Source organism: Methylophaga sp. OBS1, assembly GCF_026319365.1.
In genome coordinates this window covers 122,907-144,353 of record NZ_JAPDMS010000006.1, presented here as the reverse complement: position 1 = coordinate 144,353, position 21,447 = coordinate 122,907, and the positions used below count along the sequence as shown (strand labels likewise).

Genomic DNA, 21,447 nt, shown 5'->3' with positions numbered 1-21,447 from the left:
ATCCGCTCAATTCGTCGTTAGCCTGATTGTTGCTCACTTTAAAACCGCCGGTTGCCCTCTATCACGGCCGGCGCTTGATTCTGTCCCTGATGGGGCTGGTTCTGCAACTGTTTACGCATATCCGTCACCTGCTGCAAACGCTGTACACTCTGCTGCCAGTTTACCGCTTGATCCATCCCTTGTCGCAACAACTGAACCAATGCAGGATACAAGGCAATGGCTTCATCAATCAGCGGATCGCTGCCACGACTATAAGCGCCAACACTGATGAGATCCTGATTCTGGCGGTAAGTCGAATAAATCTGCTTGAACTGTTGTGCCCGCTGCAGGTGCTCAGCATCGACTATCTGTGGCATGACACGGCTAATAGAAGCCTCCACATCAACCGCCGGATACTGTCCGGATTCCGCCAGCTGACGAGACAATACAATATGACCGTCAAGTATGGCTCGGGCGGCATCAGCAACCGGATCCTGCTGGTCATCGCCTTCGGTGAGGACGGTATAAATCGCGGTAATGGCCCCGCCACCGACGGGACCATTACCAGCCCGCTCCACCAGCTGTGGCAACAATGAAAACACGGAAGGCGGATAGCCCTTGGTCGCCGGAGGCTCACCAATAGCAAGGGCAATTTCACGCTGAGCCTGAGCAAAACGGGTCAGGGAATCCATCAACAGCAGGACCTGTTTGCCCTGATCGCGGAAATACTCGGCAATCGAAGTCGCCAGCATCGCCCCATGCAATCGCATCAGGGGGGAATGATCAGCGGGTGAGGCGACCACGACCGAACGGGACAGCCCTTCTTCACCGAGAATATCCTCGATAAATTCCTTTACCTCGCGGCCGCGCTCACCGATAAGCCCGACAACAATCACATCCGCTTCCGTGAAACGGGTCATCATGCCCAGCAGGACACTCTTACCGACACCACTGCCTGCAAACAGCCCCATACGCTGACCGCGTCCGACACTGAGCAATGCATTGATACTCTGAACCCCGACATCAAGATGTTGACGCACCGGCGAGCGTGCCAGAGGATTGACCGCTTCACCGTGTAACGGCATTTTATTGCGGACTTTGAGCGGCCCTTTGCCATCCAGCGGTTTGCCCGCGCCATCAACAACTCGACCGAGCATCTCATCACCCACGGGAACCTGGGAGTCACTTCGAATGGGACGGACTCTGGCATTGGGAACCAGGCCACGCATATCTCCTGTCGGCATCAAATAGAGGGTTTCGCCGGCAAAGCCGACCACTTCGGCTTCAATCGGTTTCTGACCACTGCCAAGCACTTCGCAGCGACTGCCGACCGGCGCCTGAAAGCCGACAGCTTCCAGCGTCAGGCCGACCATGCGGGTCAGGCGACCCTCCACCAGCACATCGCTGGTCAGATCGCTATCCAGTCGCTGCTGATATTCCTGCAGCTTCTGCTGCCAACCAGACTGTCGCCTAGTGTCCACCATCCGCATCTCCCCGCTCTTCCCCGAGCAGTTTGCTGATGACACTGTTGAGGCGGGCCTCAACGGTGGCATCGACCGTGGTATCGGCCGTTTCGAGTTTGACACCGCCACGGGTCATCAAGGGATCTTCAATCCATTGCCGTGAACTATCTTCAGCTTCCATCGACAAGCCTTTGCGGATGATGGTCAGATCGTCAGGATGAACAAAGATTTTGAGCTTGCGATCACTGATAGGCAAGGCCTGCAGCGCCGCACGCATGGCGCCGATCACATGCTCCGGTTCCTGCTTGAGTTCCCGGCGGAGTAGCTGGCGGGTCATGGTAATAGCCAGATTGACCAGGTCCTGCTCAATCTCCTCATCGAGGTCGTTCAGCGGCTGTTCAAGATTAGCCAGGATCTGTTGCAGGTAGGCAATTTGCTGCTGAATATCTTTTTGACCGGCCTGCTGACCGGCTTCAAAACCGGCTTTATGACCTTCTTCAAAACCGGCTTTATAGCCCTCTTCCTGAGCCTGTTGCTGCAATGCTTCGATAGCTTTGACATCAAGCATACCGTCATCGCCTTCAACATCGCTGACCGAGACCATACGCGGTGCTTCCCAGCGTTCAAAGGCATCGGCCAGTTCTTCCGCTGATAAAACATCCGTATGTCTGGTTACCAGCGTATCATCAGACGTAGTCATCGCCGGCTCCACCGCCCAGCATGATTTCCCCTTTATCGGCCAGGTTGCGCGCGGTCGCCAGAATCGCTTTCTGCGCACCCTCCACATCACTGAGTCTGACCGGGCCCATGGCCTCGAGATCATCACGCATCATTTCAGCAGCACGCTGTGACATGTTTCTGAGGAATTTCTCTTTCAGGGTGTCGTCGGCACCTTTCAATGCCAACTGCAGTTGGTCAGTTTGAATTTCACGCATCAGAGTCTGAATACTACGATCATCGACGTCATTGAGGTTATCAAAGACAAACATCAGATCTTCAATATTTTGCCCCAGATCCGGTTCGGATTCTTTGATCTTGTCCATGATCGCTGCTTCGCTGGCACTGTCAAAGAAGTTGAGAATGTCCGCCGCAGTTTTCAGCCCCCCCACGGTGGTGGTCTGAGCGCCAGCATTACCGCTGAATTGTTTTTCCAGAATTTCGTTAAGCTCGGACAGGGCAGCAGGCTGAACACCATCGAGTGTGGCTATTCGTAGCATGATGGATGATTGGTCCCGCTCCGGGAACAATGACAATACTTCCGCAGCCTGGTCCGCATCAAGGAATGAGCAGACAATCGCGATGATTTGAGGATGCTCAAGCCGAATCACTTCATAGATACCGCGGGCATCCATCCATTTGAGTTGTTCCAGGCCATTGGTATTACTGCCAGACAGAATCCGATCCAGCAGGCTGCCGGCGCGGTCTTCACCCAATGCGCCCACCAGCATTTTGCGCACGTAATCATGGGAACCAATGCCCAGGCCGGTTTCCTGTTCTACTGTGCTGACAAAGCTAGTAAGCACATTCTGCACTTCTTCACGGGTGACATTCTGCAGGGTGGCCATGGCCTGCCCCACTTTCTGCACCTCTTTCGGGCTCATGTGCTTGAGCACTTCCGCTGCATCGGCCTCACCGATGGAGCGCAGAAAGACTGCTGCTCTCTCAGTACCGCTCAGTTTTCTGACTTCTTCAGCCATCAGGCATCACTCGCTGTCCAGTTCTTGACCACTTGTGCTACCAGCGCGGGATCTTGCTGCACCAGGCTACGAACATTACTCAATTGCTCTTCCATTTGGTCCGAGCCTTTTGCCAGTTTAGCAATCTCATCACTGCTGACGCCACTCTTATTGGATAGTGCCTGTTCAGCGGTCATGCCATCTTGATTGTTGCTGCTGGTCTCTGCCGGCACTTTTGCCATATCGCGGAAAGCCGGACGAATCACACCGAATATCAGGAATAAGACAACCAGCGCCCCGGCGACCTGTTTGGCCACGGTCCAGACCCAGGCCTGTTCCCAGATCGGTTTTTCCGGCAGCGGTTCCATACTCTCTGGCGCAGCGAAAGCGGCATTGACAATATTCAGGCTGTCGCCCCGGGCCTGATTGAAGCCGATAGCATCAGTGACCAGTGCATTGATCCGGGTCATTTCCGCTTCAGTCAGCGGCGTGGAGACCACATTACCATCGGCATCAACACTACGGCGTTCATCAACCAGTACCGCCACACTGAGTTTTCTCACTTCGCCAGGCGCAGCACGGGTATGACTGATGGTTCGATCCAGTTCAAAGTTACGGGTCGCACTCTTGGTTGACGACTCGGGACGGGGTGCCGGAATCGGATTACCTTCCTCGTCGACATTGGCGGTTTCTTCAGGCGCTACGCCGCCACCGGGGGGCTGATTAGTCAAAGCGCCCGGCACACCGACAGCACCGTTGGAACCAATACGCTCCTCTTCACGGATCTGCTCACTGCGCAGCGCCGTCATGTCGGGGTTATAGCTCTCTTGAGTCTGCTCGGTCATGGTGAAATCAATATCCGCCACCACCTGGGCACGAACGCCATTCATACCGACAATCGGCGTCAGGATATTTTCGATACGACTGATGTACAGCTGTTCCACTTTCTGAGTGTATTCCAGCTGACTATCGCTGAGAGCGATGCCGGTTTCACGCTCGGGTTGTGTCAGCAGATTGCCACGCTGATCGACAACAGTGACATCGGCATTAGTCATATTGGGCACACTGGAAGCCACCATATGCGTGATTGCATTGACATGCCCTTGTTCCAGGGTTCGACCGGCGTAAAGATTGACGACAACTGAGGCGGTGGGATCTTTACGATCACGGACAAACACCGATTGTTTGGGAATCGCCAGATGTACACGGGCACTTTTGACGTTGTTCAGTTCCGTGATGGAACGTGACAGCTCCTCTTCCAGCGCGCGTTGATAGCGGGCCCGCTCAATAAACTGACTGGTACCGAAACCCTGATCCTGATTCAGCATTTCCATACCCTGAGAGGTGCTGCGGGGCAGGCCTTCTGCCGCCAGACGCATACGCAGATTCTGGACTTCACCTGCCGGGACCATCAGTGCGCCGGTGGTCGGCTCCAGTTTGTAGTCCACCCCCATTTGCTGCAGGACATCAACCACTTCGGTCGATTCCTGTGGCGCCATGTTGGAAAACAACACCTGATACGACGGTGTCTGTGACCACATCAATACCCAGCCACCCAATGCAATACTGGCCGCAATCGCCAATAGAAACAGCATCTGTTTGACCACCGGCTGACGGGTAACATTATTCTGCATCGCCGCCAGCGACGTGGTGGGCCGTGGGCTGGGGGCATTCATATTGGCTTGGTTGGCAGTAGTGGCCGGTGCGTTTTCCATGGCTTTCTCTAAATTAGACTAAACAGCTTAAATCGACATGCGCATCACTTCCTGATACGCCTCTACCATTTTGTTACGGACCTGCAGGGTCGCTTCGAAAGCCACACTGGCTTTTTGTGATGCAATCATGACTTCGGCCAGACTGACGTTAGGGTCACCCATTTCAAAAGCCGTTTTCAGGTCACCGGAGTTCTGTTGTAACTCATTGACCTGACCCACCGCATTTTGCATCACCTTGGAAAAATCCACCCGATCGCTGCTTTGAGCTTCCTGCGGCGGCTGCGGTGTGACGTTGTCATTGGCCTGTGCCTGCATCGCACGCATCTGAGTTAAAAGCTGGTTCGGATCAATCGCGTTAATCATGAATCTCTCCCCCCGGGGATAAAAAGGACTGATGGACACTGCATGTCACTATGCAGACTTCTTGCCAGTTTTATCGGGCACATCGACACCCTGATCACGGAAACGGGCAATCTTGTAGCGTAGTGTACGTTCGCTGATACCCAGCTCTCTGGCGGTGAGGCGGCGGCTGCCCTGATTTTTCTCCAGCACGTCGAGAATATGACGCTGCTCCTGGCTGCGCAGGTCTTGTGAATCAGGCATCGCAGAAACCGTCGCTGATGAGTCGACCGTGGCAGGGCTTTGTTCTGCGCCATATAGAGCTTCAAAGGCGATATCCTCAGCCTTGAGTGTCTCTCCGCTTTGCAGGATCAACGCCCGCTGCAGCACGTTGTCAAGCTCACGCACATTACCGGGCCAGCTGTGTGAGACCAGCTTGTCACGGGCAGCCTGGTCCAGGACCGGTGCTACGCGTCCATTCTGAGTCGCATGTTTGCCTAACAGTCTTTGTGACAGAGCCAGAATATCGTCACGCCGTTCACGCAGGGGTGAAATCTGCAACGGGAAAACATTCAGGCGATAAAACAGATCCTCACGGAAGCGACCGGCTTTGACCTCATCCCGTAACGTGCGGTTGGTGGTAGCCAGCACCCGTACATCCAGCGACAGCACTTTACGTCCACCAATCCGTTCGACTTCTTTTTCCTGCAGTACGCGCAGTAATTTCGCTTGCAAAGCCAGGTCCATTTCCGAGATTTCATCAAGCAGAATGGTGCCGTGATTGGCCTGCTCGAATTTACCGGCATAAGCCTGGCTGGCGCCGGTAAAAGCCCCTTTTTCATAACCGAACAGGGTCGCCTCCAGCATGTTTTCGGGAATTGCCGCGCAGTTAATCGCCACGAAAGGTTTGTCAGCCCGTGGCGAATGGCTGTGAAGGAATCGAGCCAGCACCTCTTTACCAGTACCACTTTCCCCGTTGATTAGTACGGTGGCGTCGCTGTCGGCGACACGCTTGGCCAGCGCCTGCAACTCTCTGGAGACACGTGATTCGGCGACCATATCACCTTCATCCTGTCCCAACTGGCTGACATAACGCTGTACCCGGCCCAGTAATTCGTCAGCCTCAAAGGGTTTCAGCAAATAGTCCGACGCCCCTTGATGCATGGCTTCTACGGCACTCTGGACGGTACCGTAGGCGGTCATCATCACCACCGGCAGATCCGGCATCATCGCTTTCGCTTTTTTCAGCAGTGTATGGCCGTCCATCGGCTGCATCTGCAGATCACTCAGCAGCAGACTGACCGGCTGACTGGCGATAGTATCCAGGGCTGACTGACCATGCTCCATGCCCGTGACCTGATAGCCAGCCAGTTCCAATGTGTCGCATAGCGCGCCACGCAGATTGGCATCGTCTTCGACGACCAGAATAGTGGACTGATTCATGAAACACACTCCTGTTGAACTGCCGCTGAAGTATCGGCTTGACTGGTTGACTGGTAAATTGGCAGGCGCAAACCAAAGGTGCTGCCTTCGCCTTCATCGCTCTCAATCCAGAGCTCACCTTTATGCGCCTTGGCAATTGATTGCACAACGGCAAGCCCCAGACCGGTGCCGTTAGCGCGGGTGGTATAAAACGGGGTCAGGATTTTGTCACGGTCTGCCTCGCTGATACCGGGACCGTTATCTTCGACACTAATATCAATCCAGGCCCGGTTATTGTCTTCAATAAATTCGGCAAAGATGCGGATGATGCCGCTATCACCACAGGCCTGCCGGGCATTGTTGAGCAGATTGTTGATGGCACTGGCCAGTGCCGCCTGACTGCCATAAACATGACCGTCGTTGACGTGGTTATGAATACTGATCTGAAACTGCTCGGATTGCGGCTGTGACTGGAACTGCTGCAGTACTTCGTCCAGCAGGCTGGTAATCGCCACCGGTGAAGTCGAGGCCATGCTGCCACGGGAGAAAGCCAGCATGTCACGTACCAGTTGTTCCATATGGGTCAGGCTGTGCTTGAGGCGACCGGCAAATCGTTGTCTGATATCTGGCTCGCTGTCTTCTTTCAGCAGTGGTGCCAGATAGAGCAGGGCCGAGGACAAGGGCGTTCTGATCTGGTGGGCCAGTCTGGCTGCGACTTCACCCATGGTGGAGAGACGCTGCAGATGCGAGACTTTGTTTTGCAGGGCACGGGTTTCCGTCACATCCTGCAACAGAATAATCTGCCCCGGTTCGCTGCCCATCGGACTGGTAGAAATATGCACCAGGCGGCCGTCACGTAAGGATACATCGTGACCATCGCCGGGCTGTGGACTGAAAGCGCGATCAATGATGTGGATCCAGCGCTCACCTGACAGTGGCTCACCCAGCAAATCAATCGCTGCCGCGTTGGCTTCCTGGACAATGCCTTCCCCATCGATAACAACCACACCAGCGGGCAAAACCTCAAGCAGACGGCTATGGCGGTTAGCCAGTCTATCTGCCTGCTTTTGGTCTGTACTGGGTTCGCGCTGCCAGCTCTGGTCGACAGGCTGCCAGAATTGCTCTGCCTGTTTTAGTGCCGAAGCACGGCCGACCGGTGGACGCACGCTGTCGGTTGTTGAGGTCGATAGTTTCAGGTTCATGTTGACTGCTCCCTTTGGCATGATGCCGTTTAACAGGGAATTAGCAATTACTATGCCTGAAACCTTTTACTTTTAATTACAACAACTTATAAACTTAAACCTCACACCAGTCAAAAGCCCGACGCTGGCTGAAAAGGCTTATTCACCGTCTCGCTGAATCCCGTACTTACGCATTTTCTCCACCAGGGTGGTCCGACGCATTTTAAGTTTCTGTGCCGCATGGGCGACGACACCCGCAGCCTCATCCAGTGCCTGTTTGATCAGCATGTATTCAAGATTGGCAAGATGCTCTTTCAAGTCAAGCCCCTCTTCGGGGAGACTCTCAAGCGATTCAGCAAGATTAGCTTCTGTAGACTGATCAGCCGGTTTGGCCACCGTCTCAGGCAGGTTACGCGCCGTGTCGGCCTGGGGCACCGCGTTAATGATCGCGGTGATTTGTTCGGGCAGGTCATCGCCTTCCAGCTGATATTTAGCGGGCAGGTCATCATAGTCGACCGTCGCGTAGGGATAGAGAATCACCAGTCTCTCCACCACATTGGCCAGCTCTCGTACATTACCCGGCCAGCTGTAACGGCACAGGGATGTCATCGCTGCCTGGGTTAATTTCACCGTGCCACGGTTTTCATGCTCAATACGCTTGATCAGTTCATTGACCAGCAACGGAATATCTTCCGGCCGTTCTCTGAGTGCCGGCATTTCAATCGGGAATACATTCAGGCGGTAAAACAGATCTTCACGGAAACGGCCATCGGAAATGTGTTCTTCCAGGTTACGGTGAGTCGCCGCGATGACCCGAACATTGGCAGTCTGTGTTTTGTTGCTGCCAACACGCTCAAAGGTACGTTCCTGTAAAACGCGGAGCAGTTTCACCTGCATCGGTAAGGGCATGTCGCCGATTTCATCCAGAAACAGCGTGCCTCCCTCAGCCAGCTCGAAACGGCCTTTGCGTGCCGTAATCGCCCCGGTGAAAGCGCCCTTTTCGTGGCCAAACAATTCGCTTTCCAGTAATTCGCCGGGAATGGCACCACAGTTGACTGGTACAAAGGGTTTGTCACGTCGGCTGGAAAAATGATGCAGATTGCGGGCAACGACTTCCTTACCCGTACCCGACTCACCCAGGATCAACACATTCGCCTCGGAATCAGCCACCTGGTCAATCATGCGCTGAACCTGTTTTACCGCCCGGCTGTTGCCGACCAGAGAGCGGAACAGACTGCCATTACTGGTTTCCTGTCTTTGCGACTCACCACGATAAATGGTGGCCTGCTGCAGGGCGTTACTCAGTTGCGGGTATTTAATCGGGAAACGGAGAGAACCGATAGTACCGGGAAACTCAATAGTTTCGGTATCGGGTAAATCCAGGGTAAAAACCGGAACGCGGGCTTCGTGGTTGACCAGTTCCCGCAGGAGCTGTTTAGTAGTGTGGCGATTTCCACAATCGCCAATTATCGCCATCACGATATCGTTGAGGTTGTCGATTTGATCGAACCAGACTTCCGGCTCATCAATGATCACCGGCTGACAATTCACGAATTCAATTAAAGTCGATAGCATCTCGCGCCGATCAGTGTTTTCTTCCACTACCAGCACATGATTTCCACTCATACTTACTCCAGCCTTGCTCTCTGATCGACGATATTGAATCGCTTCTTTTCAAGGATGGAGTTAAGCATTTTTACAGGGATATTGTCAAAAAAATGACAGGGCTACTTGTGTGGTTATGCGGTTTGCACCAGGCTTACGATGACTGATAGGCAGCCACTGCTTTACGGTTGTTGTTGAGACCCCGGAGTTCTGTTTGCAGGCTTTGCTGGGCTTGGCGGCAAAGCTGTTCCAGCTGTTGATTCTGTGCAATCATTGTTTCAACTACAGCACGCACATCGAGCGTCTGTTGTTCAGCATCGAGAGGGAAGCACTGCTGCAATAAATCTGTTCGCTGTTTTTGAAACTCGGATAGACCGGACCATTGACCCGCCTCAGCCATTTGCAACATGGTGCTGGTGAGATCAGCAGCACGCTTGAGTTGAATGAGCTTAGTCTGCGTCATCAGTGATATTCAGCAGGAATATTATCCCAGCCCGCTTTCACTTCCTGCAGCAGGGTAATGACCTCATCAATGATGGCAGGATCATTACTGACATTCGCTTCCAGCAACCGTCGGCCCATATACTCATAGAGTGAGTCCAGATTCGCGGCGATATCGCCACCCTTGTCGGCATCCAGACTGGTGCGCAGTCCCTGAATGATATTCATACCCCAAGTGATCTGGCGGCTTTTTTCAGCGATTTCATTGCGGGCAATACAGCCCTTGGCTGTTGCCAGCTTAGATAATGCGCCTTCCATCAACATCTGGATAATACGGTAAGGTGAGGCGTAATTGACTTCAGATTCAACTGCCGTGCGACCGTAACCTTCCATTGCCTTTTTATTGATCATGGACTGCGTCATTTCAAGGACTCCCCTTTATTGATTTGCTGCCGGCAATGAAGCCAGCTGTTGCAAAAGAAAATCACCGGTATTACTAAGCTCACTGACCAGCGTATCCAATGCGGTAAACTGGGATCGGATGCGGGTCTCCACAATCTCCAGCCTGGCTTCCAGCCTTAACTCATCATCTTCCAGTCGGTCCAGTTGCGTGTTCAAGCCTTCTTCACGGGCATTAATCAAACCGTTATCAGCAAGCCAGCCGTCAGCAATGGATTCCATTCTTGCCGCATAACCTTCATCTTCTGCCGCAAAAAGATTGACGAAAGAATTGAAGTCGGTATTGAGTTTTTCGCTCACCGTGGCTTCATCAACCTCCATCACACCGTCTTCATTGACTGAGACACCGGCTTCAATCAGATAGCGAAACGAGGAACCGCCAATTTCAGAACCGGCATTGAGCACATCGGACAATGCCTGTTCGATACTTAACAGAGTACTGTCTGCTTGTAACTGTCCACTACGCTGATTATTGACTTCAGTTCGCAGCGCATTATAGGCCTCGGCAAACTGGTTCACAGACTCGAGTATCGCCTCATCGTCACGAGTCACATCAAGACTCGCGGTCCCTACACTTTTCGCCGTAAAGCTGATGCCATCTATTGCATCAGAGATGGTGTTACTACTGCTGGTCACTGTAAAGCCATCTATTTCGACCACTGCATCAGTGGCTGTAGAAATGGAGGTCGCGTAATTGGTGCCGCCTGAAACATAAGTCAAGGCCGATAAGCCAGCATTATCACCGTCATCACCATCACCATCGCCAGTGACTGTAACCGACAACGCATTATCCGTACCGGTTTCATTAGAGGACAAAACCAGTCGCGCTCCATCGTCACTGTTAACGATGGAGGCTGTGACGCCGGTGTTATCACTGGCTTCATTAATCGCGGTACGGATACTGGCCAGTGAGTCGCCGGCACCCACATTGATGCTGAAACTCTCACTGCCCACAGAAAGGTTGAGGGTGCCGCTGCCTATCGTGGTATTGCTGTCTGCAAACGGTCCAAAGGCCACCTTGTCCCGCTCGGCCAGGGCTTGAACATCCACAGCATAACTACCAGCCAGTGCTTCGCTGCCAACTGTGGCAGTAAACACACTTTCGTTGCTCGAAGTCCCCTGAAACAGCTTGAAGCTGGAGGCACTCCCCAGAGAAGCCATGGCAGACTGAAAATCAGAAATTTTACTTTTCAGCGAACCATAGGCGCTAATCTGGGCGTTGACCTGGGCCTGCTCATTCTGGACCCGGTTAATTGGCCGTCGTTCCAGCGCCACTAGCTGGCTGACAATGCTCTCGACATCAAGACCGGAGCCGATACCCCCTGCTCTAATGGCCATGTCTACCCTCCAAATTCACTTTGCGTTCAAGTTTTACTGCAAATCTCAGGCCAATCAAACCTTGACTTCTAGTAAAATTCCGCGGTATTTGTCCGCCGCATTGCGGGCATCAAGCAACTCCTGTGATGGAATCTGCCTGACCACTTCATCTGTTTCGGAGTCAATAACCTTAACGACGGTATCTCCACTGTTTTCATCTACTGTGAACTGCAAACTCCGGTTGAAGTTCTGCATGTAGTCGTTGAGTTCAGCGACCTTTTCCTGCAGAGCCTCAGCACGTTCTTGCCGCTGTGTTTCTTGCTGCTCCAAGCTTTCAGACGTGGCGGAAGCGGTTTGTTGCTTCTCTGAGACGACAAAAGCAGGACCCACTTCCGTGGTGGCCTGCTGCTTCGTTTCAGCTTGCTTTGGCAACGTCGGTAGGCTTGATTGCACTAATAATTCGTTATTAGCCATCTTACCTGCTCCTTGTTAACCGGGACATCCCGGAGCAGCGCTCCGGGAACCCGATTACTCAGCTTAACCCAGCAAACTCAGGGCGGCCTGTGGCAGCGTATTTGCCTGAGCCAGAATGGATACACCAGCCTGCTGCAGAATCTGCGCACGGGTCAGATTAGCAGTTTCCGCTGCAAAGTCAGCATCTTCGATACGACTACGTGCGGCTGTCAGGTTCTCTGCATAGTTCTGCAAGTTAGAGATAACAGCTTCGAAACGGTTCTGAATCGCACCGTAAGTGGCACGGGCTTCGTTGACGTCATCGATATCGCTACTCAAGTTACCCAGCGCAGCTGATGCTGCAGCAGTGGTTGAAACATCAATGGTACCGGTCGCTGTCAGGTTGGCAGCAAAGGCGTTAATGCTGGACAGGTCATCCAGGGTGATAGAGATACGGTTGTTGGCCGCACCGGAAGCACCTACCTGGAAGCCGACTGTGCCACCACCGCTCAGCAGATCCACGCCATTAAAGTTGGTGGTCGCCACGATACGGGAAATCTCCTGAGTCAGCTGATTAACCTCAAGCTGCAGACCCGATGCATCACCGACAGTGTCATTTGAAGCCTGTACCGCGATTTCACGAATACGTTGCAGGTTGTTGGCAATTTCACCCAGGGCACCTTCAGCAGTCTGACCCAGAGAGATACCGTCACCGGCATTACGAACTGACTGGTTGATACCACGGATATCACGGGTCAGCTGACCAGCGACAAACAGACCTGCCGCGTCATCTTTGGCGCTGTTGATACGCAAACCGGATGACAGTCGCTGCAGTGAGGTGTTCAGTGCATTTTGAGATTCATTCAGGTTTCTTTGAGCATTCAAAGAAGAAACATTGGTATTGATGATAAGTGCCATGACTTTCTCCTAACCGGCAGCACTCTATATTTATTAAGTGAGTGCTGCTTTGTTGACTTTGGCAGATATACATTACTGATGTATTTACCGCCTCCGAAAACAATAACGGCAGGAGAAACAGTTTCTTTAATAAAAAATACAAAGATCTTTTAATGTCATGGCCACTCAGCAGTCAGGCTTGTTTCTTGATTAGCTCGCGATTAACCCTGCAACAGCGTCAAGGCGTTCTGAGGTAACGTATTCGCCTGCGCCAGGATCGAGGTACCTGCCTGTTGCAGAATCTGAGCACGGGTCAATTTTGCCGTCTCGGCGGCAAAGTCGGCATCTTCGATCCGACTACGGGCTGCCGTCAGATTTTCAACATAGTTCTGCAGGTTGGAGATCACGGCCTCAAAGCGATTCTGCACCGCGCCATAAGTCGCTCGCGCACCGTTAACGTCATCGATGTCACTGCTCAGATTTGAAAGGGCAGCAGACGCCGCAGCAGTGGTAGAGACGTCAATAATACCGGTCGCGGTCAGATTGGCTGCGAAAGCATTAATGCTGGTAATGTCATCCAGTGTTACTGAGATCTGATTGCTGACATCACCTGATGCACCCACATGGAAGTTGACAGTTTCACCACCGCTCAACAGGAATCGACCGTTAAAGTTGGTGGTGGCTACGATACGGGAAATTTCCTGCGTCAATTGATCCACTTCCAGCTGCAGGCCGGCAGCATTACCGACGGTATCATTGGAAGCCTGAACCGCGATTTCACGAATACGCTGCAGGTTGTTGGCGATTTCACCCAACGCGCCCTCTGCGGTCTGGCCCAAAGAAATACCATCAGCCGCATTACGAATCGCCTGATTATTACCTCGAACATCGCGAGTAATTTGGCCGGCAACAAACAGCCCGGCAGCATCATCCTTGGCACTGTTAATGCGGAGACCGGATGACAGTCGCTGCAGTGACGTATTCAGATCGCTCTGAGATTCATTCAAATTGCGCTGTGCATTCAACGACGCAATATTGGTGTTAATGATCAAAGCCATGACTTTACCCTCTTAAATGGTTAGCTATGCTGTTGTTTTCCACGTCAGCACGTGGGCACAGACTGGGTAAAGCACGATACGTGCCACTAACTCCTAAATGATTGTTTTAAGGTCTTTTCCGCTTTCATACGATCTGCTTCAAACGCAGCAGTGGCAAGGGATGAGAACCACTCGTCAAGATGCTCTTCAAGCAGGTAATGCTGTTTAACCCAGGCTTTCAAGTCGTCACCGGCCTGCTGTAAAGCTGACGGATCGGCAAGGATTTGCCGGATTGCCGCCAGCCAGTCTGCCTTGTTATTGGCGACCCGGATAACGGGGGCATCGTTGGTCTGGTAGGGGAAAATATCCGAGCAGACTACCGGCCAGCCGAGAATGCCGTATTCCAGTAGTCTCAGATTACTCTTAGCGATATTGAAATCATGCTCTTCCAGTGGTGCTACGGCCAGATCCAGGTTCAGCGAAGCCAGCTTCTGGGGATAGTTTTCAATATCAACGAAGGCATGTTCTTCCTTGATATAAGGTTTGATTTCTTCCGGACACATGCCGAAAAATATCCAGTCTACTTCCTCTGCTGTTTCCTTCACCACATCAATGATGATTTCTAAGTCTCCCTGGTGCTGCTGGGCGCCAGCCCATCCCACCCGTGGTCTGGCTGACTGCTGCCTGAGGCTTTGCAATTCATTCCAGGGATCTATCCGCAAACGGTTAGGAATAATTGCGATGTCCTGGATCATATCCCGACACATTATCGCTAGTGGCTCAGTAGACACTATCAAACGGTCACAATAACTGAGGGCTTTGCGCAAACGGCTTCTGGCATCGCGGAATGCCGCTTTCATTTTTTTGTACTGAGAACTTTTTTCAGGCAAATCGTGTAACAGATCGTCAAGCAGAAAAATAATCTGTGTTTTTGGTATGAATTCACGAAACAGACGAATCGTTTCGATATCCGTATCACTGATGCCGTTCTGGAAAACGACTGTGTCAGGTTGTAGCCGGGCCATTTCCGGTATATTGAGATGTCGTTCGCCGACTTCACACATCGCCATACCTGACTGCGATAGCGCGGCGAAGGGCTGTTTCATTCGGTATTCGCCAGAGCCCCCCTTGATGGGGACACCATAGACCCGTAACCTCAGGTGGGTGTCCAGATCCCAGTTCAAAGGTGCATCAATATCAATCGCACAATGACGAAAGCGCAGACTCAGGTTGGGGTTGTAGGCGGGATCAAAAGCCAGTTTTGGTAACCAGCGATTAAGCATATAGCGCTGTTCCTGGCGGGTACGAATGACTTTGTCTGCTTCCCCCTGCCAGTCATTGTAGAATTTGATTTCGCTCTTTTCCGCCACGCTGGTACTGCCGTGATGAACGACCATGGCGAATGGGGTATAAACAATCCGGTATCCCATTTCGCTCACTCGCAAACACAAATCAACATCGTTAAACAGCACAGCCAGGTTCTCGGCATCCATTCCGTTGACAGCCTGGTACACCGATTTACGGACTAACATCACCGCTGCAGTGACTGCGGAGAAATTCTGATCCAGTCGTGCCCGTTCCATATGACTGCTGTCGTGCATACAGAGCATATTGGCATAGGGGTGATCGGCAATCGTTGCCATACCCAGAATCACCCCAACATGCTGAACACGGCCCGAGCCGGGATACAGCAAGCGGGCACCGACAATACCGACATCATCTCGCAGACCGTGATTTAACAGCCTATCCAGCCAGTCAGGTTGAATGACTTCGGTATCGTTATTGAGCAACAACAGGTATTCACCGCTCGCCTGCTCAGCCGCCCAGTTATTCATTTCGGAGAAGTTGAAAGGTTTATCGAAGAACAGAATACGAACACGCTGCGGATAACGGGTAGAGAGTTGCTTGTAGTAATCCAGCGTGTCCGGGTCGCTACTCTGGTTATCAACCACCAGCACTTCATAATTCTCATAACGGGTTTTATCGAGGAGGCTCTCAACACAGGGTTGCAGGTATTCCACTTTGTCCCGCGTGGGGATGATAATGCTGACTTTCGGTTTGCTCTCATGCTGATAAAGCACACGATAACTGTTATCCACATAGCCAGGCTCAATGTTTACCGCGATGTCCTGCCGCTTGAAGTGCTGATACAAAGCCTCTTCGCCCGCCCTGGAATCAAACGGACGATCCACCTGGCTGCTCTTATGTGTCAATACATCAGCGATATGGTGGAAAGCATTTTCACCAAAGTGATCGAACCAGCGTAAGGCCAAATCATAGTTTTCAGCACCCGGAAGCGCCTGGAGGCCACCCAACTGGGCCAGCTGGCCAGCCGGTACCCAGCTGTTGCCGATATAAGGAGAGGCTCTCAACAGGTCAAGATTAAAGTCAGGCTTAAAACGCGGATAGCTTCGTATGCCGGCTTCATCAATACGATCATCATCGGTGTAGAAGAAGGTTCTCGCCGGGTGCAGATTGATTGCATCGGCAATTTTTGCCAGCGAATGCGCACTGAACTGCATACCGGGTTCAATAAATGAGATCCAGTGTAACGGTTCACGACTGACTTCCTCATGCAAAATTCGATAAGGGTCTTCGCCGGCCTGTAGCGTTCGCCAGTGAAGGAATTCAGCTTGCTCGAAGACAGGATCAGGCGCCGGTGACCCCGAAATCACGGTCAGTTGCCAGCTTTTCAACAACTGACCCGCAAGAGAATCAATCGTGTCCGCCAATAGCACTTCTTCGCCCGGCAGAACGAACATGAAGCAATGCATGATGGGTTGCTGTGGCCAGTGCAAGACCATCCGTTCGGCCAGCACCTCGGCATCCACTTCACGTAACTCATGTTTGCGAATCCAGTTACGATACTCATCAAGCTCAATCAGTTGTCTGATCTGGGTTTTACATTCCTGCATCAAGGCTGACTGCTGATCAGCGTCAAGCTGCTCGTTAATCAAGGTGTAAAGGCTGTAAAGTTCACGTCGACGTTTTCCACCACCGATACCTGCGCTTTTATTGATTTTTTCAATAGCGTTCTTAATCAGATGTTCCGACGCTTCCAGAAGAAACAGTTCCTTATCCGTACGGCTGAGTTGCCCCAGTTGCCCTGAAGACATCAGTGTGCGAATAACTTCCGGCAGGGATTGCGAAGATAGTTCAGCAAAACGCCTCGCCAGCGCCATCGGTGTGTCAGCAATCTGATTGTCTGAAGAAGCTTTATTACGCGCATACTCTGACACTGTAATAGGCTTTCCGCCTGCCGCGCGGGTGTTGTCCCCCAGTACCTGGTAAACCTCTCGCAACAGCTTATGCGCGAGCTCGTTGTCAGCATCCAGCTCCACCACTTCCAGCAAAATCAGGTAAACCAATACGGCGGCGAAATGAAATTGCTGCAAATATTTTTTTTCAATATCAATAGCCGATTGCGCCAGACGTAGCTTCGCCGCGACAATGTCTTCGACACTTAACTGCTGATCATCACTCAATGCCTGATTACGCAGGTTCACCGCTCTGAGAACACTGATCACGGTCTCATAAGAACCGGCATAAGCATGCTGGCCGGGATTCTGGACACTGATATTGCCGCCATGGATACGGTATTCGGTGAGCTTGTCATCCAGCCGCACCAATTCATAATGCTCCAGCAGGCGCAGCCAGTGATCGAAATCCTGTACATACTGCAAAACCGGGCTGATCAGGCCGACGTAATCAAACACTTTTTTTCTGACCAGCGCTGACGGCGCATTCAGGAAATTGCCCTGCAACAGCTGTAGCCGTAAATCAAATACCGGTGTTGAAAAAGGCAGGCTGACAGGGACACGCTCACCCTCTTTATCAATCGCATAAACATCACTACAGACGGCACCTACCGACTGATTCTGTAGAAGATAATCGACCTGAACCTGGAGACGTTCGGGCAGCATGCGGTCATCGGCACCCAGGTAGGCAATATAATCACCTTTCGCCAATGAAATGCAGTGATTGAGCGTGTTGCCGATACCACGATTGGCTGCTGCAGCCACAAAGTGGAAGCGATCCGGGTAGTCACGTTGATAGGCCTCCAGCAACGCGGGTGAGTTGTCTGATGAGGCATCATCAACAACAATAATCTCCCAGTTGGTATAAGTCTGATGAAGCACCGACTCGATCGCCTCACCAATATACTTTTCGTAGTTATAACTGGGTATGCAAACGCTGACCAGGGGTCGCTGTTGTTGTGACATTTGCCCTCTCCGGGTCCTGAATTTAGAAATGATGTTAGTTACTATGCTCTCGGATGGTCTGCAACATGTGTTCCACCTGCTGCGGATAATGCGCCAGCAATCCCGGGAAAACCGGCAGACTGAACACTTGTTGCGCCAGCGCTTCGGTCACTGGAAAATCCCCTTTTTGCCAACGACCGTTAAAGGCACCACTCAGATGGGGGGGAATGGGATAATGGATCTGGGTGCCTACCTCCGCTTCATGCAGCGCTGTCTGCAGTTCCTGCCGTCGGGGCGTTCGCAGCACATACAGATGCCAAACAGGACTGTTTCCATCCTCTACTGAAGGCAGAATAAGGTCACGGCATGCCGATAATTCCGCAGAGTAATAGCTGGCTATGTTTCGTCTTTCCTCATTCCAGCTATCAAGCCAGTTCAGTTTCACCCGCAGAAACGCAGCCTGCATTTCATCCAGCCGCGAGTTACAACCAGGCAAATCGTGATGATACTTTTCAGCACTGCCATAGTTAGAGAGGGTCCTTACCGTCTCAGCCAACACAGGATCATTCGTGACCACAGCGCCGCCATCACCAAGTGCACCCAGATTTTTACCCGGATAAAAACTAAACGCTGCTGCATCCGCCAGACTACCGGCCGGCTGATCGTGATATCGGGCTCCGTGCGCCTGGGCCGCATCCTCAATCACTCTTAAACCGCGCTCGCGGGCAAGCTGATTGATTGTATTCATCTCCGCTGGCTGGCCATAGAGGTGGACGACAATAATCGCTTTGGTTCTGGCACTTATCGCAGCTTCGATCCGGGACGGATCAATATTGTAGGTTGCGGACGAGGGCTCAACGGGGACCGGTCTTGCTCCTACCTGCTCCACTGCCAGCCAGGTGGCAATAAACGTATTGGCCGGTACGATGACCTCATCACCCGGACCGATGTTCATGGCTTTGAGAATCAAAACGATGGCATCAAGGCCATTCCCGACACCGATACAATGCTGTGATTGGCAGTAGGCGGCAAACTCTGCCTCAAAGGCGGCCAGTTCCTGCCCCATGATAAACCAGTTAGTCTTCATGACTCGCTGGTAGGCCTGGTCCAGTTCTTCACGGCATTGAAGATGGGTCAGACTGAGATCAAGAAACGGCAGTGCCCTCATTTTTTGTCCTTCACTGCTGCCACAAACTCATCATAGTCTCTGAAGTAATCATGCTCGTCATAAAGCTCGGAGGCGAGCACCATACATACAGAGCCGGAAGAAAAATTATCAATCGTCCGCCACATCATTGACGGCACATAGAGACCATAATAAGAACGGTTGAGATGGAAGCGCTTTTGCTGTTTGCCATCATCAAGCACCACATCAAAGCTCCCCGACATGGCCACAATGAGTTGTTGCAACTGCTTGTGCGCATGAGACCCGCGTTCGCTGCCACCCGGGACATCATAGGTGTAATACACCCGCTTGATATCAAAAGGGATATGGTTATCACTCTCAATAAAGGTCAGGTTGCCACGGGGGTCATGGATCCGGGGCAAATCGATAATCCGACATCGCTCAATCGACATGGTCTTGTTCCTGTGTTGTCGCCTGGTTTAAATAACGCACGATCCGGGCCGGATTACCAGCCACCAGCGCATAGGCTGGAACATCCCTGGTCACAACAGCGCCTGCAGCGACCATCGCATGCTGGCCAATCGTAAGTCCAGGCAGAATCGTCGCATTGGCGCCGATTGACGCACCTTGACGCAGCTGCGTTTGCGGAAATTCTGTTGGATAAACCTTGCTGCGCGGGAAAGGGTCATTGGTGAAAGTGGCATTAGGGCCGATGAATACATCAGACTCGACTCTTAGACCATCCCATAACTGCACCCCGCATTTCACTGTCACTCTATCCCCGACCACAACGTCGTTCTCGATAAAAACATGGTCGCAGATATTACAATCACGGCCGATCGTTGCGCCGGGAAGAATATGGCAAAAAGCCCAGACTCGGCTGCCGTCACCAATATTATCCGGTGCCTCCACCAGTGCGTGGGAATGAATCAATGTATCGGCCATCTTTTATCTTTATCTCTGTTGACTGAGCTATTGTCGAAGCTGTGCTGGAACAGATCCTGCAAAGTATTCTTTCCCGTACTTTACTGGTTTCGCCATGGACAGCAAACAATACGATTTTTTCATACTACAAAGTTCGACCGCGGCAGGTCATGCCCTGAATGAGTTTCTGCGTGCTCATCCAGCAATTAACATGCCTGACCGAGAACTGGTCGATCGCGCCTTCGAGAGTCAGCAGGATGAGATATTAATTTCACCTGAGTACTTCCCCGGCTGGCCTAATGAATATCAGCATGGCTTTCTGCTTCACGCAAGGGTTCAGCTTGAAGAAAACATCCCCCAGCGTGTCGCAAAACTGTGCAAAAACCGGCTGTTTCTGCAATTGGTGAGGGATCCGATTGATGTGATTACGGCCTCTCACAAACGTTACATTCAAATGAACGTTTTCAAAGATGTCGCAGCACAACTTAAACTGCCAGGTTACCGCGAAAACGTGCCCATACGGAGCCCCGAAGAAGTCTATGACTGGCTCAAACCAAGACTGTTTTATCATGCGCAGGGACAACGGTTCGCAGCAGATTTTGACCATTACCAGTTAGTTGACGGCAGTGAAATGTGGCCGAATAAAGTCGACGCCACCATGAGACAACTTTATGAACTTCTGGATGTCGATGCGCAGTTTTGTACACCGTTTTTCAAAAGAGATTTTCACGGCCTGCTACAGAGAGCACTGGAATTCTCAGTCACTGACCTTGAACTATATGGCTACCGGCTGCCATTGAAACTTGACATACATGATCCCGACAAAGCCGGGCTACTGGGTCGGTCGTATCATGTTGAGATTGCTCATTGCCGCCACACGCTGCCAGTACTGGGAAAAGAGGACAAGGAAGTGGCACTGGCGCTGATCACGACTCAGGCGCAATGGCTTGGTCTGCCAGTTAAACTGCGTGAATACCTGCTTCGCGAAAATATCCTGCAACAAGCGCTTGAAGAGGAAATTCTGCCAACCTGGAAGACGGTCTATCACTTCATCAAACAAAGTATAGAACATCAGTGGGTCAGAGACTTACCACCAGCGCTGATTCAACGCATGCAGTCTGAGTTGAGCACCGACTATGACAAACTGTTTAAGCAGCGTCCCGAGCTGGAAACACTATGGACATCCTGGCAATCGGCGACAGCAGCCTAGC

Annotated in this window: 19 protein-coding genes; 1 reads left to right on the top strand and 18 read right to left on the bottom strand. The window is 52.0% G+C overall.

All coding sequences use genetic code 11. The annotated features are described in order from the left end of the window. Nucleotides 1-38: 38 nt before the first annotated feature. The 18 genes from fliI to OMQ46_RS15220 all read right to left on the bottom strand — a co-directional run bounded on the left by fliI (nt 39) and on the right by OMQ46_RS15220 (nt 20,257). Nucleotides 39-1,463, bottom strand: a complete 1,425-nt coding sequence (fliI, locus tag OMQ46_RS15305; RefSeq protein ID WP_266238309.1) for a flagellar protein export ATPase FliI — start codon at nt 1,461-1,463, stop codon at nt 39-41. Continuing rightward, the gene (locus OMQ46_RS15300; RefSeq protein ID WP_266238307.1) at nt 1,450-2,142 is read right to left on the bottom strand and encodes a flagellar assembly protein FliH; all 693 of its coding nucleotides are present in this window, start codon (nt 2,140-2,142) and stop codon (nt 1,450-1,452) included. The genes fliI and OMQ46_RS15300 overlap by 14 nt, the downstream gene beginning before the upstream one ends. After that, a complete protein-coding gene (gene fliG, locus OMQ46_RS15295) occupies nt 2,129-3,139 on the bottom strand; it encodes a flagellar motor switch protein FliG (RefSeq protein ID WP_266238306.1) in 1,011 nt (336 codons plus the stop codon). The genes OMQ46_RS15300 and fliG overlap by 14 nt, the downstream gene beginning before the upstream one ends. Further along, entirely contained in the window at nt 3,139-4,833 is a 1,695-nt protein-coding gene (fliF, locus tag OMQ46_RS15290; protein ID WP_266238305.1) for a flagellar basal-body MS-ring/collar protein FliF, read from the bottom strand. Before fliF ends, fliG begins: the two co-directional genes overlap by 1 nt. Before the next feature lie 27 nt (nt 4,834-4,860). Beyond that, on the bottom strand, nt 4,861-5,196 hold the full coding sequence (gene fliE / locus OMQ46_RS15285; RefSeq protein WP_266238304.1) for a flagellar hook-basal body complex protein FliE: 336 nt from the start codon (nt 5,194-5,196) through the stop codon (nt 4,861-4,863). Nucleotides 5,197-5,244: 48 nt separating this feature from the next. Further along, the gene (locus OMQ46_RS15280) at nt 5,245-6,615 is read right to left on the bottom strand and encodes a sigma-54-dependent transcriptional regulator (RefSeq protein ID WP_266238303.1); all 1,371 of its coding nucleotides are present in this window, start codon (nt 6,613-6,615) and stop codon (nt 5,245-5,247) included. Beyond that, nucleotides 6,612-7,796: a sensor histidine kinase gene (locus tag OMQ46_RS15275; RefSeq protein ID WP_266238302.1), complete on the bottom strand. Its 1,185-nt coding sequence runs from the start codon at nt 7,794-7,796 to the stop codon at nt 6,612-6,614. The genes OMQ46_RS15280 and OMQ46_RS15275 overlap by 4 nt, the downstream gene beginning before the upstream one ends. Nucleotides 7,797-7,934: 138 nt before the next feature. Beyond that, entirely contained in the window at nt 7,935-9,401 is a 1,467-nt protein-coding gene (locus OMQ46_RS15270) for a sigma-54 dependent transcriptional regulator (protein WP_266238300.1), read from the bottom strand. 133 nt (nt 9,402-9,534) lie between these two features. Beyond that, nucleotides 9,535-9,843, bottom strand: a complete 309-nt coding sequence (locus OMQ46_RS15265; protein ID WP_266238298.1) for a flagellar protein FliT — start codon at nt 9,841-9,843, stop codon at nt 9,535-9,537. Then, the gene (gene fliS / locus OMQ46_RS15260) at nt 9,843-10,244 is read right to left on the bottom strand and encodes a flagellar export chaperone FliS (RefSeq protein WP_266238296.1); all 402 of its coding nucleotides are present in this window, start codon (nt 10,242-10,244) and stop codon (nt 9,843-9,845) included. Before fliS ends, OMQ46_RS15265 begins: the two co-directional genes overlap by 1 nt. A gap of 15 nt (nt 10,245-10,259) precedes the next feature. Beyond that, nucleotides 10,260-11,618: a flagellar filament capping protein FliD gene (gene fliD, locus OMQ46_RS15255; RefSeq protein WP_266238295.1), complete on the bottom strand. Its 1,359-nt coding sequence runs from the start codon at nt 11,616-11,618 to the stop codon at nt 10,260-10,262. 54 nt (nt 11,619-11,672) lie between these two features. Next, nucleotides 11,673-12,071 carry a flagellar protein FlaG gene (locus OMQ46_RS15250; protein WP_266238294.1) on the bottom strand — a complete coding sequence of 133 codons (399 nt, stop codon included), beginning with the start codon at nt 12,069-12,071 and terminating at the stop codon, nt 11,673-11,675. Between the two features lie 63 nt (nt 12,072-12,134). After that, on the bottom strand, nt 12,135-12,968 hold the full coding sequence (locus tag OMQ46_RS15245) for a flagellin (protein WP_266238293.1): 834 nt from the start codon (nt 12,966-12,968) through the stop codon (nt 12,135-12,137). Nucleotides 12,969-13,168: 200 nt separating this feature from the next. Then, nucleotides 13,169-14,005, bottom strand: coding sequence for a flagellin (locus tag OMQ46_RS15240; protein ID WP_266238292.1), 837 nt, complete (start codon nt 14,003-14,005; stop codon nt 13,169-13,171). An 86-nt stretch (nt 14,006-14,091) separates the two neighbouring features. Then, the gene (locus OMQ46_RS15235; protein WP_266238291.1) at nt 14,092-18,207 is read right to left on the bottom strand and encodes a glycosyltransferase; all 4,116 of its coding nucleotides are present in this window, start codon (nt 18,205-18,207) and stop codon (nt 14,092-14,094) included. A gap of 34 nt (nt 18,208-18,241) precedes the next feature. After that, nucleotides 18,242-19,354, bottom strand: a complete 1,113-nt coding sequence (locus tag OMQ46_RS15230) for a DegT/DnrJ/EryC1/StrS family aminotransferase (protein WP_266238289.1) — start codon at nt 19,352-19,354, stop codon at nt 18,242-18,244. Next, entirely contained in the window at nt 19,351-19,764 is a 414-nt protein-coding gene (locus OMQ46_RS15225; protein WP_266238287.1) for a sugar 3,4-ketoisomerase, read from the bottom strand. The genes OMQ46_RS15230 and OMQ46_RS15225 overlap by 4 nt, the downstream gene beginning before the upstream one ends. Continuing rightward, the gene (locus OMQ46_RS15220; RefSeq protein WP_266238285.1) at nt 19,754-20,257 is read right to left on the bottom strand and encodes an acyltransferase; all 504 of its coding nucleotides are present in this window, start codon (nt 20,255-20,257) and stop codon (nt 19,754-19,756) included. Before OMQ46_RS15220 ends, OMQ46_RS15225 begins: the two co-directional genes overlap by 11 nt. A gap of 190 nt (nt 20,258-20,447) precedes the next feature. On the opposite strand from OMQ46_RS15220, the gene OMQ46_RS15215 reads away from it, so the two are divergent. Further along, nucleotides 20,448-21,446 carry a hypothetical protein gene (locus OMQ46_RS15215; RefSeq protein WP_266238283.1) on the top strand — a complete coding sequence of 333 codons (999 nt, stop codon included), beginning with the start codon at nt 20,448-20,450 and terminating at the stop codon, nt 21,444-21,446. Nucleotide 21,447: the final 1 nt, after the last annotated feature.